The 14,112-nt window shown below is 61.3% G+C and carries 13 protein-coding genes; 7 read left to right on the plus strand and 6 right to left on the minus strand.

The window, feature by feature from the left end; all coding sequences use genetic code 11:
* Nucleotides 1-7 precede the first annotated feature (7 nt).
* Nucleotides 8-1,678 (minus strand): NAD-dependent DNA ligase LigB, encoded by a 1,671-nt coding sequence (ligB, locus tag J3P82_RS02145; protein ID WP_434560368.1) that lies wholly within the window; start codon nt 1,676-1,678, stop codon nt 8-10.
* A 206-nt stretch (nt 1,679-1,884) separates the two neighbouring features.
* On the opposite strand from ligB, the gene J3P82_RS02150 reads away from it, so the two are divergent.
* A complete protein-coding gene (locus J3P82_RS02150) occupies nt 1,885-2,505 on the plus strand; it encodes a LysE family translocator (protein WP_434560370.1) in 621 nt (206 codons plus the stop codon).
* A 134-nt stretch (nt 2,506-2,639) separates the two neighbouring features.
* Here J3P82_RS02150 and metK read toward each other — a convergent pair whose 3' ends face one another.
* Both metK and J3P82_RS02160 read right to left on the minus strand, forming a co-directional pair.
* Entirely contained in the window at nt 2,640-3,830 is a 1,191-nt protein-coding gene (gene metK, locus J3P82_RS02155; protein ID WP_186612016.1) for a methionine adenosyltransferase, read from the minus strand.
* Nucleotides 3,831-3,849: 19 nt separating this feature from the next.
* Entirely contained in the window at nt 3,850-4,845 is a 996-nt protein-coding gene (locus J3P82_RS02160; RefSeq protein WP_434560372.1) for an ArsR/SmtB family transcription factor, read from the minus strand.
* Nucleotides 4,846-5,099: 254 nt separating this feature from the next.
* Here J3P82_RS02160 and tkt point away from each other — a divergent pair, with 254 nt between their 5' ends.
* The 6 genes from tkt (at nt 5,100) to fba (ending at nt 11,349) form a co-directional block, all read left to right on the plus strand.
* Nucleotides 5,100-7,097, plus strand: coding sequence for a transketolase (tkt, locus tag J3P82_RS02165; RefSeq protein WP_434560374.1), 1,998 nt, complete (start codon nt 5,100-5,102; stop codon nt 7,095-7,097).
* A 146-nt stretch (nt 7,098-7,243) separates the two neighbouring features.
* On the plus strand, nt 7,244-8,299 hold the full coding sequence (gene epd, locus J3P82_RS02170; protein ID WP_186634210.1) for an erythrose-4-phosphate dehydrogenase: 1,056 nt from the start codon (nt 7,244-7,246) through the stop codon (nt 8,297-8,299).
* A 24-nt stretch (nt 8,300-8,323) separates the two neighbouring features.
* The gene (locus J3P82_RS02175) at nt 8,324-9,487 is read left to right on the plus strand and encodes a phosphoglycerate kinase (protein ID WP_434560376.1); all 1,164 of its coding nucleotides are present in this window, start codon (nt 8,324-8,326) and stop codon (nt 9,485-9,487) included.
* A gap of 31 nt (nt 9,488-9,518) precedes the next feature.
* Nucleotides 9,519-9,743 (plus strand): hypothetical protein, encoded by a 225-nt coding sequence (locus tag J3P82_RS02180; RefSeq protein WP_434560378.1) that lies wholly within the window; start codon nt 9,519-9,521, stop codon nt 9,741-9,743.
* Nucleotides 9,744-9,800: 57 nt separating this feature from the next.
* Nucleotides 9,801-10,136 carry an MliC family protein gene (locus J3P82_RS02185; RefSeq protein WP_434560380.1) on the plus strand — a complete coding sequence of 112 codons (336 nt, stop codon included), beginning with the start codon at nt 9,801-9,803 and terminating at the stop codon, nt 10,134-10,136.
* Nucleotides 10,137-10,284: 148 nt separating this feature from the next.
* Nucleotides 10,285-11,349, plus strand: a complete 1,065-nt coding sequence (gene fba, locus J3P82_RS02190; protein ID WP_003177554.1) for a class II fructose-bisphosphate aldolase — start codon at nt 10,285-10,287, stop codon at nt 11,347-11,349.
* Between the two features lie 195 nt (nt 11,350-11,544).
* On the opposite strand, the gene J3P82_RS02195 is transcribed toward fba, so the two are convergent.
* From J3P82_RS02195 to J3P82_RS02205, 3 genes are all read right to left on the minus strand, one after another.
* Complete coding sequence (locus tag J3P82_RS02195) at nt 11,545-11,829, minus strand: fructose-bisphosphate aldolase (protein WP_434560382.1); 285 nt, start codon at nt 11,827-11,829, stop codon at nt 11,545-11,547.
* Between the two features lie 458 nt (nt 11,830-12,287).
* A complete protein-coding gene (locus tag J3P82_RS02200) occupies nt 12,288-12,956 on the minus strand; it encodes a polysaccharide lyase family 7 protein (RefSeq protein WP_434560384.1) in 669 nt (222 codons plus the stop codon).
* 306 nt (nt 12,957-13,262) lie between these two features.
* Complete coding sequence (locus J3P82_RS02205; RefSeq protein ID WP_434560386.1) at nt 13,263-13,931, minus strand: polysaccharide lyase family 7 protein; 669 nt, start codon at nt 13,929-13,931, stop codon at nt 13,263-13,265.
* Between the last annotated feature and the right edge of the window lie 181 nt (nt 13,932-14,112).

The following is a 14,112-nucleotide window of genomic DNA, read 5'->3' on the forward strand; positions in this document are numbered from 1 at the left end:
GGCCGGACTAGAAGCCATCGACCCCTGCGGTGCGTAATGTTTCACTCAAGGCCAGTACCTGCGGGTCGCGAAAAAAAGCGCTCAGTTGCGCGGCGCGTCCCGGCCCGATACCCGTTTCGGCTTGCCATTGTTCAGTGTCGCGTTCAGCCAGGACATCCCAGCGTTCCTCGAGCCTTGCCCCTCCGGTGGGCGGCACGCCAAGCGCCTTGAGCCATTGACGGAAGGGGCGCTGCCGGGCGCTGTCCAGGCTGGCGAGCAGACGTGCGCTGTTGCGTTCGCCGAAACCGGCAATGTTAGCAAGCTCGGCGGCATCAAGGGCCAACCAATCCAGCAATCCGTCCAGCTGGCCGGCGGCCAGCAGTTGCTCCCAGGTGCCGGGGCCAACATGGGGCAGGGCGAGCCCGTGCTTGCCGCTGAGCCAGTTCAGGCGCGCGAGGAACTGGCTTTCACAGCCAGGCGTCGGTTGCCAGCAGCTCAAAAAGTGATGATCGGCAGCGGCGGGGATGTCGAGGCTCTGGCGTTCGACACTGCGCAGCACGACACTGTCGAGCCGCGGAATGGTCAACCCGGCCAGGCTGATGGCGACCTGGTCGCCGGGGCGGATATCCATGCCTTCCCAGCGCTTGAGTGAGCTGACGCTTACCCGGCGAATCTTGCGGTCGTCGAGCATCACCGGCGCAAGCTCCAGCACCGGCGTAATACGCCCGGTGCGGCCGATCTTGAAACGCACATCGCGCACCTCGGCCAGCGCCTGGGCGTGTGGGTATTTCCATGCCACGCTCCAGGAGGGCGCCCGGGCTCGCCAGCGATCGGCGGACGGGCGACGACTCTGGCGCAAGACGACCCCGTCGCTGGCGAACGGCAGCGGCGTGCGGTACCAGTGGTTGCGCCAGTGTTGCGCATCGGCCAATGCCTGGATGGGCTGGCTATAAACGGTCGCATCGGCGAAACCCAGCTCTTTCAGCTCGGCAATCCGTTCAGGCAGGGTCGCCGGCCCTTCCGGCCACTCCCACACGAACAGGCCGATGCCAGACGCCTGTTCCGCGCTCAGGTCCTTGCGGGCCATCAATCCCGCCACGATTGATCGGGCGTTAAGGCTGCCGCTGACGGCCTGTACGTGATCGTCGAGCCGCCAGTAGAGCTCGCCCTGGACGAGCAGGTCCGCAGGTTCGCGCAACCGTTGGGGGATGTCGCGGATCTTTCGTGCAGTGTTGGTCCAGTCATGTCCCTGGATGCCATCGCCGCGGCTGATCGCCTGGTGCAGGTGTCCACCGCGATAAACCAGGGTAACCGCTACGCCATCGACTTTCGGCTGGGCCCAGACGTCGTCGCGACTGTCCAACCAGCTGCGCACGGCATCGGCGTCCTTGAGTTTATCCAGGCCGGTATGAGCGATCGGGTGGGGGACTTTCCCGCCAGCGGAGCGCAAGGGCGTGCCTGGCGACCCGAGGCCAAGGCAGTTGCGCCAATATTCCAGTTGCGCTCGGGACTGATCGTAAAGCTCATCGGCCACCAGGGAGTGGCCGAGGCGGTGATAGGCATCGTCCCAGTCATCGATCTGTTGCTGGAGGACGTCGACCTGTGCCTGGACACCTTCGGTTGGACCACTCGGGCAGGGGGCCGCGAGGACGGGCATGGTCAGTAAAAAGCCTACAAGTGCACGCAGTAACGACAGCATCGAAGCATCCTTGCCAGGTGAAGTACTGGAAGGCTAGTCAGTGTTGCAAAAGGCGCGAGGTCCAGTGCGTTACCGGGTTTTGCCAAGCGCGATGGCGAAGCTGTGGCGGTACAGTCGGGAGCGATTTGCCCGGGCAACTGTGCCTTGAACGCGTCACTGAGCGGTGCAGAATGGACGCTCGATCCGCTCTGCCAGGAGTGCAACCGATGGACCTGACCACGCTCGCGGTCTTTATCCCGGCCTGCTTTGCGCTGAACATGGCGCCGGGCCCGAACAACCTGCTATCGATCAGCAACGCCTCGCGCTATGGTTTCGTTCGCGCCTGCAGCGGTGGCATCGGCCGCCTGCTGGCGTTTGCGATCATGATTGCCCTGGCGGCGGTGGGGCTGACGGCGGTGCTGCACACCTCGGAGCTGTTGTTCCTGGGCATCAAGCTCGTCGGTGCCGGTTATCTTTTTTATCTCGCTGTGCAGTTGTGGCGTGCGCAACCTGAAGCCGCCGGCGAGGCAGAGGCCAGTTCGATGAGCATGGCCAGCCTGGCGCGCCAGGAATTCCTCGTGGCGATCGGCAATCCGAAGGCAATCCTGCTTTTTACCGCTTTCCTGCCACAGTTCGTTGACCGCGCGGGCACCGTCACCCAGCAGTTCGCGGTGCTGGGCGGGCTGTTCCTGGCATTGGAATGCGTTGCCATTGGCTTGTATTGCTACATGGGTATTTATGCCCGGCGGCTGTTCGCCCGGCCGAGTGGCAAGCGGTTGTTCAACCGAATGTGCGCGGGGTTACTGGCGAGCGCGGCTTCGTTTTTGTTGGTGGCGCGGCGGACTTGAACAGCTTGATACACCCTGAGGTTTGAAGGGGGGGGCGCTTCGCACCCCAGCGGGAGCAAGCTCCCTCGCCACGAAGGCGTAAAAAAAGCCCCTGGCGACTCAGTCGCCAGGGGCTTTTTCAATGCGGCGGGGTGTTACAGGCCAGCAGCGGCGCGCAGGGCGTCAGCGCGGTCGGTCTTTTCCCAGGTGAACGTGGTGAACGTGTCGTCACCCACGGTCTTGGTCTGCGGCGTGCGGCCGAAGTGGCCATAGGCTGCGGTCTCCTGGTACATCGGGTGCAGCAGGTCGAGCATGGTGGTGATCGCGTATGGACGCAGGTCGAACACTTCGCGGACCAGGTTGATGATCTTGTCATCGCCAATCTTTCCGGTGCCGAAGGTATTCAGCGAGATCGACGTAGGCTGGGCGACGCCAATGGCGTAGGAAACCTGGATCTCGCAACGCTCGGCCAGGCCGGCGGCCACGATGTTCTTGGCGACATAACGACCGGCGTAAGCGGCCGAACGGTCAACCTTGGATGGATCCTTGCCGGAGAACGCGCCGCCACCGTGACGGGCCATGCCGCCGTAGCTGTCGACGATGATCTTGCGACCTGTCAAGCCGCAGTCGCCTACTGGGCCGCCAATGATGAACTGGCCAGTCGGGTTGATATGGAACTGGGTGTCCTTGGACAGCAGTTCGGCAGGCAGCACGTGCTTGACGATCAGTTCCATCACGCCTTCGCGCAGGTCTTTGTAGGATACTTCCGGGTTGTGCTGGGTCGACAGCACAACGGCGTCGATACCGACGACCTTGCCGCCTTCGTAACGGCAAGTCACTTGCGACTTGGCGTCCGGGCGCAGCCAAGGCAGCAGGCCGGATTTACGGGCTTCGGCCTGACGCTGCACCAGCTGGTGCGAGAAGGTGATCGGCGCAGGCATCAGCACGTCGGTTTCGTTGCTGGCGTAGCCGAACATCAGGCCCTGGTCGCCGGCGCCCTGGTCTTCCGGCTTGGCGCGGTCGACACCCTGGTTGATGTCGGGGGACTGCTTGCCGATGATGTTCATCACGCCGCAAGTCGCGCCGTCGAAGCCGACGTCGGAGCTGTTGTAGCCGATCCCCAGGATCACATCGCGAACGATCTGTTCCAGGTCGACCCAGGCCGAGGTGGTGACTTCGCCGGCGATGATCGCCACGCCCGTTTTCACCAGAGTCTCGCACGCCACGCGGGCGAACTTGTCTTCAGCAATGATGGCGTCCAGCACCGCATCAGAAATCTGGTCGGCGATTTTGTCCGGATGCCCTTCAGACACGGACTCGGAGGTGAAAAGGGAGTATTCGCTCATCTCGATGTTTTCCTACAAGTTACCGATGGTGAGTGTCGCCAGCCGGTCGCTGAAAATGGCGGACCTGAATCTGGAAACCATTACGTAAGCCCACATAGAGGCTTTCCCCGGGCACGAGGCCCGCAGCGGTGGCCCAACGGGCCAGATCGTCCTGTTCAAACCCCAACCATAGATCACCGCAGGCCTCCTTGGCCCAACTCTGGTTGTGGCTGCATAACTCTGTCACCAACAGGCTACCGCCCGGTTGCAGCAGATTGGCCATGTGCTTGAGCGCATCGGCCGGTGCGGCGAAATGATGAAGCACCATGTTCAATACAACACAATCGGCCTGCAGGCTCACGCCGTTCAGGGCGTCGGCCAGTTGCAGCCTGACATTCGCCAGGGACTCGCGTTCGCACACCTGGCGGGCCAGTTCGAGCATCGCCGGGCTGTTGTCCAGGGCGGTCACCTGGCTGAAGCGCCGCGCCAGTTCCGGCAGGAATGCACCGTCGCCGGGGCCGACTTCCATCGCCGTGGCGGTGGGCTCGAAGCTCAGCTTGTCCAGCAGCGCCACGACGCTGTCACGGTATTGCGGCAGTCCTGCGATCAGGTCCTGCTGGGCGCGAAATTTCTCCGCCACCCGGGCGAAAAAGTCCTGGCTGGCGGCGGCTCGTTGCCCGTGCACCTGGGCGATCCGGGCCTGCACGTCCAGCGGCAAGTCCAGCTCGTCCACCTCTTCCAGCAACGCTGCATGCAGCTTGCCGCCCAGCAGCTCGGTGTGGGGCAGGGCGCGGCGGTAGAAAATGGCGTTGCCTTCACGGCGCGTCGCCACCAGGTCGGCCTGGGCCAGCACCTTCAGATGATGGCTCATGCCGGATTGGCCGATGCCGAAGATCTGCGCCAGTTCCAGAACGCCGAACGAGTCGTTGGCCAGGGCGCGCAATACATTGAGCCGCAACGGATCGCCGCCGGCCTTGCAAAGGGCCGCCAGCTCATCGCAATCGTCATGGCGAATGGAAGGCACGCGTAAATTCATGGGCGGCAGTCTAGTGACCGGTCTGGCCCATCGCAAGGGCAATATCAAAAAGTTTTGATATTGCTCGATAAATGGCACTTCCCGAAGGAGGCGTGACTCTACCCACCATCAGCGGAAAGGTTTCACCCAGCTAATGCGACGTTATCCGCCGCAAATATCGCCTTTGGACGACTATCTGATTGCCCAAGGCGGGTGGGTGAGGGAAAATGCTCGCCTTTTTTCAGTTTCGTTATTCAAAACCCAGGAGATCAGCGATGCCCAGCCGTCGTGAGCGTGCCAATGCCATTCGTGCCCTCAGCATGGATGCCGTGCAAAAGGCCAACAGCGGCCATCCCGGTGCCCCCATGGGTATGGCGGATATCGCCGAGGTGCTGTGGCGCGACTACCTCAAGCACAGCCCGAGCAACCCAGCGTTTGCTGACCGTGACCGCTTCGTGCTGTCCAACGGCCACGGCTCGATGTTGATCTACTCGCTGCTGCACCTGACCGGTTATGACCTGTCGATCGATGACCTGAAAAACTTCCGCCAGCTGCACAGCCGCACCCCGGGCCACCCGGAATACGGCTACACCCCGGGCGTGGAAACCACCACCGGTCCATTGGGCCAGGGCCTGGCCAATGCCGTGGGTTTTGCCTTGGCAGAAAAAGTCCTGGCCGCGCAGTTCAATCGTCCAGGTCACAACGTTGTCGATCACCACACCTACGTGTTCCTGGGTGATGGCTGCATGATGGAAGGCATTTCCCATGAAGTCGCCTCTCTGGCCGGCACCCTGGGCCTGGACAAGCTGATCGCGTTCTATGATGACAACGGGATTTCCATCGACGGCGAAGTCGAAGGCTGGTTCACCGACGACACCCCCAGGCGTTTCGAGGCCTACAACTGGCTGGTGATCCGCAACGTCGACGGTCATGACCCTGAAGAAATCAAGATCGCCATCGAGACCGCTCGCAAGAGCACCCAGCCGACCCTGATCTGCTGCAAGACCACCATCGGTTTCGGCTCGCCGAACAAGCAAGGCAAGGAAGATTGCCATGGCGCGCCACTGGGTGCCGAGGAAATCGCCCTGACCCGCGCCGCGCTGAAGTGGGAGCACGGTCCGTTCGAAATCCCGGCCGACATCTATGCCGAATGGGACGCCAAGGAAAAAGGCCGCGCGGCCGAAGCCGAGTGGGACCAGCGTTTTGCGGCCTACTCGGCAGAATTCCCTGAGCTGGCCAACGAACTGGTGCGTCGTCTGAGCGGCGAGCTGCCGGCCGATTTCGCCGAGAAGGCTTCTGCCTATATCGCTGAAGTCGCGGCCAAGGGCGAAACCATCGCCAGTCGCAAGGCCAGCCAGAACACCCTGAACGCCTTCGGCCCGTTGTTGCCGGAACTGCTCGGCGGTTCGGCAGACCTGGCCGGTTCCAACCTGACGCTGTGGAAAGGCTGCAAGGGCGTGACCGCCGAAGACGCCAGCGGTAACTACATGTACTACGGCGTTCGTGAGTTCGGCATGAGCGCGATCATGAACGGCGTTGCCCTGCATGGTGGCCTGGTGCCTTACGGCGCGACCTTCCTGATGTTCATGGAATACGCCCGCAACGCCGTGCGCATGTCGGCGCTGATGAAGAAACGCATCCTGTACGTGTTCACCCACGACTCCATCGGCCTGGGCGAAGACGGCCCGACGCATCAGCCGATCGAGCAACTGGCGAGCCTGCGCTGCACGCCGAACCTGGACACCTGGCGCCCATGCGACGCCGTGGAATCGGCCGTGGCCTGGAAATACGCCATCGAGCGTAACGACGGTCCGTCAGCGCTGATCTTCTCGCGTCAGAACCTGCAGCATCAGGAGCGCGATGCCGGCCAGATCAGCGACATCACCCGCGGCGGCTACGTGCTCAAGGACTGCATCGGCGAGCCTGAACTGATCCTGATCGCGACCGGTTCGGAAGTGGGCCTGGCCGTTCAGGCATTTGACAAGCTGACCGCGCAGGGCCGCAACGTGCGCGTCGTGTCCATGCCGTGTACCAGCGTGTTCGATGCCCAGGATGCCGGCTACAAGCAGGCCGTGCTGCCGCTGCAAGTCAGCGCGCGGATTGCCATTGAAGCCGCCCACGCCGATTACTGGTACAAGTATGTGGGCCTGGAAGGCCGCGTCATCGGCATGACCACCTACGGCGAGTCGGCCCCTGCGCCGGCGCTGTTCGAGGAATTCGGCTTCACCCTGGAAAATATCCTGGGTCAGGCTGAAGAACTGCTGGAAGACTGATCCGTAAACAGGTTATCTGTTCAGACGCTATCGTGAGCAAGCTCGCCCTCCACACGGTTCTACCGGTCTTGTGGGAGCGGGCTTGCCTGCGATAGCGCTGGCCCAGACGACGCTGCCCTAGTGGTTCAACCCGATCAGAGAACCCCATGCCCCAACCGCGTCCCTACAAAGTTGCACTCAACGGCTACGGCCGCATTGGTCGTTGCGTCTTGCGTGCGTTGTTCGAGCGAGGGGCCTCGGCCGGTTTCGAAATCGTGGCGATCAATGATCTGGCTGACATGGCCAGCATCGAATACCTGACACGCTTTGACTCCACCCACGGCCGGTTCCCCGGCGAAGTGCGGGTCGAGGGCGATTGTCTGCATATCAATGGCGATTGCGTGAAAGTCCTGCGCAGCGCCACTCCTGAAGGCATCGACTGGGCGTCCCTGGGCGTCGACCTGGTGCTCGAATGTTCCGGCGCCTATAACACCCGCGACGATGGCCAGCGCTTCATCGCTGCCGGCGCGCCACGGGTGCTGTTCTCCCAGCCGATGGCCAGCGAAGCGGATGTCGATGCCACCATCGTCTATGGGGTGAACCAGGATTGCCTGACCGGCGAAGAGCTGCTGGTGTCCAATGCGTCCTGCACCACCAACTGCGGCGTGCCGCTGTTGCGCCTGCTGGACCAGGCCATTGGCTTGGAGTACGTGTCGATTACCACTATTCACTCGGCGATGAACGACCAGCCGGTGATCGACGCTTATCATCATGAGGATTTGCGTCGTACCCGTTCGGCCTTCCAGTCGGTGATCCCGGTGTCCACTGGTCTGGCGCGCGGCATCGAACGGCTGTTGCCGGAACTTGCGGGACGAATTCAGGCCAAAGCCGTGCGGGTGCCGACGGTCAACGTGTCCTGCCTCGACATTACGATGCAGACCGTGAGCGATACCGACGCCACCGAGGTCAACCGGATCCTGCGCGAAGCCGCCACCAGCGGCCCGCTCAAAGGCCTCCTGGCCTACACCGAGTTGCCTCATGCCAGTTGTGATTTCAACCACGACCCACATTCGGCCATCGTCGATGCCAGCCAGACCCGTGTTTCCGGGCCCAGGCTTGTGAACATCCTGGCCTGGTTCGACAACGAGTGGGGTTTTGCCAATCGAATGCTGGACGTTGCCGAGCATTACCTGCAAATAGCTTCCAATAAACCTGCTCTCTAAACAGTTACCCAGGAATTGCGACCCATGACCGTGTTGAAGATGTCCGACCTCGATCTGCAAGGTAAGCGCGTACTGATCCGCGAAGACCTCAACGTCCCCGTCAAGGACGGTGTTGTCACCAGCGACGCGCGTATCCTGGCCTCGCTGCCGACCATCAAGCTGGCCCTGGAAAAAGGCGCGGCCGTGATGGTCTGCTCCCACCTGGGCCGCCCGACCGAGGGAGAGTTCTCAGCCGAAAACAGCCTCAAGCCCGTCGCTGACTACCTGAGCAAGGCCCTGGGCCGCGACGTGCCGCTGGTGGCCGATTACCTGGGCGGCGTCGACGTGAAGGCCGGCGACGTCGTGCTGTTCGAAAACGTGCGCTTCAACAAGGGCGAGAAAAAGAACGCTGATGAGCTGGCCCAGCAATACGCCGCCCTGTGCGACGTGTTCGTGATGGACGCGTTCGGCACCGCTCACCGTGCCGAGGGCTCGACCCATGGCGTGGCGAAATTCGCCAAAATCGCCGCTGCCGGCCCGCTGCTGGCGGCCGAACTGGACGCACTGGGCAAGGCCCTGGGCTCTCCGGCCCAACCGATGGCTGCTATCGTTGCCGGCTCCAAGGTTTCCACCAAGCTGGACGTGCTCAACAGCCTGAGCCAGGTCTGCAACCAGTTGATCGTCGGCGGCGGCATCGCCAACACTTTCCTCGCCGCCGCCGGTCACCCAGTCGGCAAGTCACTGTACGAACCGGACCTATTGGACACCGCCCGTGAAATCGCCGGCAAGGTCAGCGTGCCGCTGCCGGTGGACGTGGTCGTCGCCAAGGAGTTCGCCGAGAGCGCCACCGCCACCGTCAAGCTGATCGCCGACGTGGCCGAGGACGACATGATCCTCGACATCGGCCCACAAACCGCCGCCAACTTTGCCGAACTGCTGAAATCTTCCAAGACTATCCTGTGGAACGGTCCGGTCGGTGTGTTCGAGTTCGACCAGTTCGGCAACGGCACCAAGGTGCTGGCTCAGGCCATCGCCGAAAGCAACGCGTTCTCCATCGCCGGCGGCGGAGACACCCTGGCGGCCATCGATAAATATGGCGTGGCCGAGCAGATCTCCTACATTTCTACCGGTGGCGGCGCGTTCCTCGAGTTCGTCGAAGGCAAAGTGCTGCCGGCCGTGGAAGTCCTGGAAAGCCGGGCCAAGGCCTGAGGCAGCGTTGACCAGGCAAAGGAGTGTTCCGATGGTCAAGACGTTCATGACGCTGATGGCCGCGACATTGCTGGCGGCCTGCGCGAGCAGCCCGAAAGCCACGGCGCCCGATACCGCGGCGCCAACGCCCGAGGATGGCTGCTACCAGGCTGACTGGCAGGCCGAGACCAACCCGGTGCTGAACAAGCGATCCGGCCCGGACGGCCTGGATAAATACGAGACGCAAGCGCCGGTCAAGGAACATGGTTGCCCTTGACGGGTCAGACTCTTTAACTCAGGGCGGGCGGCGCGGGCCGTCAGCCGAGGAACACGGATGAAAGGCTTTATCGCCGTTGTGGCATTGGCGTTGTTGGCCGGTTGCTCGCAACTGGGTTTTTTCCAGTCGTCCGAGCCTGCCGTAGAGGGCTGGACGAGCTGGACGTGTGACAGCGAGGCCAAGGTGCTCTGGCGTTATGCCGATGCCGCTCACAAGGAAGTCGACGTACGCCTGGGAGGCGCCGAGAAGGTCTATCACCTCAAGCTGGAACCGGGCGCTGAAGGTTCGCTGTACAGTGATGACATGCTGGCGTTTCACGTAAAAGGCGAGGAAGGCCTGGCGTATTGGGTCGCCACCAATGACTTGATTGGGCGTGGCTGCAAGGCTCAATAAGCTGATTCCAAGCTTTGGGCCCGCGCTACGATTCTTGCAACACCGAACACGCAGGCCGGGTTTCCCGACCTCGCAATGACTTGAATAGCCGCCGCCGCTCCGGCAGGCTGGCACGATTAACGACCCTCGACCGGGAGAGACACACACAATGGCACTTATCAGCATGCGTCAGATGCTGGACCACGCAGCCGAGTTCGGCTACGGCGTCCCAGCCTTTAACGTCAACAACCTTGAGCAGATGCGCGCCATCATGGAAGCCGCTGACAAGACTGACTCCCCGGTGATCGTCCAGGCTTCGGCCGGTGCCCGCAAATACGCCGGCGCGCCGTTCCTGCGTCACTTGATCCTGGCGGCAATCGAAGAATTCCCGCACATCCCGGTGTGCATGCACCAGGACCACGGCACCAGCCCTGACGTCTGTCAGCGCTCCATCCAACTGGGCTTCAGCTCGGTGATGATGGACGGTTCCCTGGGCGAAGACGGCAAGACCCCGACCGACTACGAATACAACGTGCGCGTCACCCAGCAGACCGTCGCCATGGCCCACGCCTGCGGCGTTTCGGTGGAAGGTGAGCTGGGTTGCCTCGGCTCCCTGGAAACCGGCATGGCTGGCGAAGAAGACGGCATCGGCGCCGAAGGCGTGCTAGATCACAGCCAGATGCTGACCGATCCGGAAGAAGCCGCCGACTTCGTCAAGAAAACCCAGGTCGACGCCCTGGCCATCGCCATCGGCACCAGCCACGGCGCCTACAAGTTCACCAAGCCGCCGACCGGCGACGTGCTGGCCATCGACCGCATCAAGGAAATCCACAAGCGCATCCCTAACACCCACTTGGTGATGCACGGCTCGTCCTCGGTGCCGCAGGAGTGGCTGGCGATCATCAACCAGTACGGCGGCGACATCAAGGAAACCTACGGCGTGCCGGTTGAGGAAATCGTCGAGGGCATCAAGTACGGCGTGCGCAAGGTCAACATCGACACCGACCTGCGTTTGGCTTCTACCGGTGCCATGCGTCGCTTGATGGCGACCAACCCGAGCGAGTTTGACCCGCGTAAGTTCTTCGGTGCGACCGTGACGGCGATGCGTGATGTGTGCATTGCGCGTTATGAGGCGTTTGGTACGGCGGGGAATGCTTCGAAGATCAAGCCGATCTCGTTGGAAGCGATGTATCAGCGGTATTTGAAGGGCGAGTTGAACGCTAAGGTTAATTGATGGTTTAGCGTTGTTGAAAAACCCGCAGTGATGCGGGTTTTTTATGTTTGGGATTTGGGTATATATCCGTTACCGCAGTAATAGATATGCACACAGAACTTGATAGCGCTGTGTCAGCCAGCATCCCTGTCAATGACCCACCGCTATCGCGAGCAAGCTCGCCCCCACTGAGGATCGTCTCCCACCGCGAGGGCTTTATTGGTCTTCGAGGCCATGTTGTTCAACGACACCGAACACGTCGGTGACATCCTGGACCAGAATCCGAGCGACATTGGCGAGGGTGTTGAAGTCACCGGCAGCCGAATCGCGCAGGGTGGCGCAGGCCATGAGCGTCAAGTAGTCGAGAGTCGCGTGCAGGCGCTCGCTGGCGCAGGCGTGAAGCTCGGTCAGTGGGGCGGTTTTATCGATGAACAGGACGGGGTGGGTGGTGGCGATCGGCGTGAGCGGAGTGAAGCGGCTGAGCAATTGTTCGGCTTTCATGACAAACCTCTAACTCAAGAAAAAGTATTTGCCACCGTTCGCTGCGAAACAAATTGGGTGGCAGCCATGTGCGGGTTCGCAGACCGAGGAGTTAGAAGCCCGGCAGACCCGAAGATCTCCCACACACAGCCGCCATGAAAAGCCGACGTCGGCAGGAGAGGCCTATGTCGATTTCTGACGGTCGTGATTCTAACTCACACGGGCTGCGAAACCCTCGTCCACTGACCAAAGCCAGCAGACCCGCCGAACTATAGAGGAAATTTTCGAGGCCAAAATCGACCCTGTAGGACGCACCGCCCCTGTGGCGAGGGAGCTTGCTCCCGCTCGGGGGCGCAGCCCCCGTAAAACCGGTGCATGCGGTAGGTCTGGCGAGAAGAGGGGCCGGTTCGCAGCCCAGCGGGGATAAATCCTCTCGCCACAAGAGGGTGTTTTCCTACGAGATTTTCGGAAGTGAAATCTCAGGTGTTGTGATCGATGTCCAACTTGCTGAACGTCACCTTGCCGCCTTCACTGGTATAGCCACTGTTGTCCTGCACATACACCCCAGCCTTGAAGTACAGCGGCTTGACCCGCCAGGCGCCGCCGACCGTGGTGTACCAGCTATTACCCGCAGCGGTGATGCCCAGGTCGCCGGTGCGATCAAGGTGTATCCGATAAGAAAAGGCCCGGTCAAGCTTCACGCCTGTCGCCACCGTGATGACCCGGCTTTTGCTGTCATCGGGGCGCATGCGCACCTTGGCGACGATGTTGCCGGTGTTGGTGGCGTCCTTGAACTGGTATTCCAGCTTCACCATCGGTTTGTTGCTGTCCTTGGCATGGATCTGGCCAATGACAATTTTGCCGCTGCTGGGAACCTGATTGACCACCAGCGTCGCGCGCAATTGATTGTCGGCCTCGGGGTACAGCCAGTTGCGCAGGGTGCCGTCTCTGTAGGTTTCGCGCAATTCGCTGCGCGGATAGATCGCATTTTCAGTCTTGGAACCGGTGACGGGTGACCAGAAATAGACCGTGCTGCCTTCGGAGTTGAAATACTTGTCCCTGAACCCGTTCACCAATCGAGGTGTTTCGATGGTCTTCGGCGGGCTGCCTTCGGGGATGCTCAGGTTCCAGGTTGCAAGGTCGACCATGTTCGGATCCTTTCTGAGAAGAAGAAATGATTTACGCCACAGCCTGAGGCTCTAAGACGCGCTTTCTGCGGACGCCGGCAGGCGCGCGGACAAACATTTGGCACGTTCGTTCGGCGGAGGATTGGCGTCAGCAGTCCGTCAGAGTAGGGATTACCGATTTTGTGCCGCAGATAATTGACCGTTGGTCGGTAGCGTCAAATTTTTATTGAACGATGGCTTTTTGGCGGTGCCCTTGCAACGTTGATCGAAGGGGAGCGAGTCGGCTGCGGGCAAGCAGCGATCCATGCTGCTGCTCGGGGGGCGAGCTTAGAGGTTGTGATCGATATCCAGCAGGCTGAAGGTCGCTTTCCCGCCTTCAGTGGCGTAGCCGGTGTTGTCCTGCACGTAGACACCTGCCTTGAAGTACAGCGGCTTGTTGCTCCAGGTGCTGTTGACTGTGCCACTCCACTGATAACCGGCACCGCTGATGGTCAAGAGACCTGCACGGTTGAGGTGGATAAGGTACGAGAACGGCTGGTTGAGCTTGATGCCCGTGGCAATGGTAATGACCTGGCCCGCTGCATCATCAGGGCGCATGCGCACCTTGGCGACGATGTTGCCGGTGGAACTGTAGGTCTTGTACTGGTATTCCAGCTTTACCATGGGACTGGTGCTGTCCTTGGCGTGGATCTGGCCAATCACCAGCTTGCCGGTGCTCGGCACCTGGCCGACGGTCAGGGTGGCGGCCAGCTTGTTATCCGCAGCCGGGTATAACCAGTTGCGCAACGTGCCGTCGCTGTTGGTTTCGCGCAGCTCGCTGCGAGGGTAAATGGCGTTGGCCGTCGTGGCGCCCGTGACGGGGACCCAGAAAAACACGGTGCCGGTTTCAGCGTTGAAGTACTGGTTCTTGAAACCTTGTACCAGTTGCGAGGTTTGGATGGTCGCCGGTGGTGCGCCTTCAGGAATGCTCAAGTTCCAGGTTGCGAGATCGATCATGTCTAGGTCCTGCGTATCGGATGTAAGAGTGGGTACGCCGTGTCGGGAGGCTTTAAACCGCCCTTTGAAGCGTGTCGAAACGCTGGAGAGGGGCTTTTTCTTGTTGACCGTTCGGCGAATGTTTGACGTCAATTGTTCGTCGAATGGGTCATTGCAGTTTCTGTGCCTGAGAAGGGTGACC

It is taken from the genome of Pseudomonas sp. Z4-20 (assembly GCF_051131955.1).
Classification (GTDB): Bacteria; Pseudomonadota; Gammaproteobacteria; order Pseudomonadales; family Pseudomonadaceae; genus Aquipseudomonas; species Aquipseudomonas marvdashtae.

Bases quoted from the DNA above. Each gene is read 5' to 3' on its own strand.
- ligB (WP_434560368.1), bottom strand. From the start codon at position 1,678: ATGCTGTCGTTACTGCGTGCACTTGTAGGCTTTTTACTGACCATGCCC.
- J3P82_RS02150 (WP_434560370.1), top strand. From the start codon at position 1,885: ATGGACCTGACCACGCTCGCGGTCTTTATCCCGGCCTGCTTTGCGCTG.
- metK (WP_186612016.1), bottom strand. From the start codon at position 3,830: ATGAGCGAATACTCCCTTTTCACCTCCGAGTCCGTGTCTGAAGGGCAT.
- J3P82_RS02160 (WP_434560372.1), bottom strand. From the start codon at position 4,845: ATGAATTTACGCGTGCCTTCCATTCGCCATGACGATTGCGATGAGCTG.
- tkt (WP_434560374.1), top strand. From the start codon at position 5,100: ATGCCCAGCCGTCGTGAGCGTGCCAATGCCATTCGTGCCCTCAGCATG.
- epd (WP_186634210.1), top strand. From the start codon at position 7,244: ATGCCCCAACCGCGTCCCTACAAAGTTGCACTCAACGGCTACGGCCGC.
- J3P82_RS02175 (WP_434560376.1), top strand. From the start codon at position 8,324: ATGACCGTGTTGAAGATGTCCGACCTCGATCTGCAAGGTAAGCGCGTA.
- J3P82_RS02180 (WP_434560378.1), top strand. From the start codon at position 9,519: ATGGTCAAGACGTTCATGACGCTGATGGCCGCGACATTGCTGGCGGCC.
- J3P82_RS02185 (WP_434560380.1), top strand. From the start codon at position 9,801: ATGAAAGGCTTTATCGCCGTTGTGGCATTGGCGTTGTTGGCCGGTTGC.
- fba (WP_003177554.1), top strand. From the start codon at position 10,285: ATGGCACTTATCAGCATGCGTCAGATGCTGGACCACGCAGCCGAGTTC.
- J3P82_RS02195 (WP_434560382.1), bottom strand. From the start codon at position 11,829: ATGAAAGCCGAACAATTGCTCAGCCGCTTCACTCCGCTCACGCCGATC.
- J3P82_RS02200 (WP_434560384.1), bottom strand. From the start codon at position 12,956: ATGGTCGACCTTGCAACCTGGAACCTGAGCATCCCCGAAGGCAGCCCG.
- J3P82_RS02205 (WP_434560386.1), bottom strand. From the start codon at position 13,931: ATGATCGATCTCGCAACCTGGAACTTGAGCATTCCTGAAGGCGCACCA.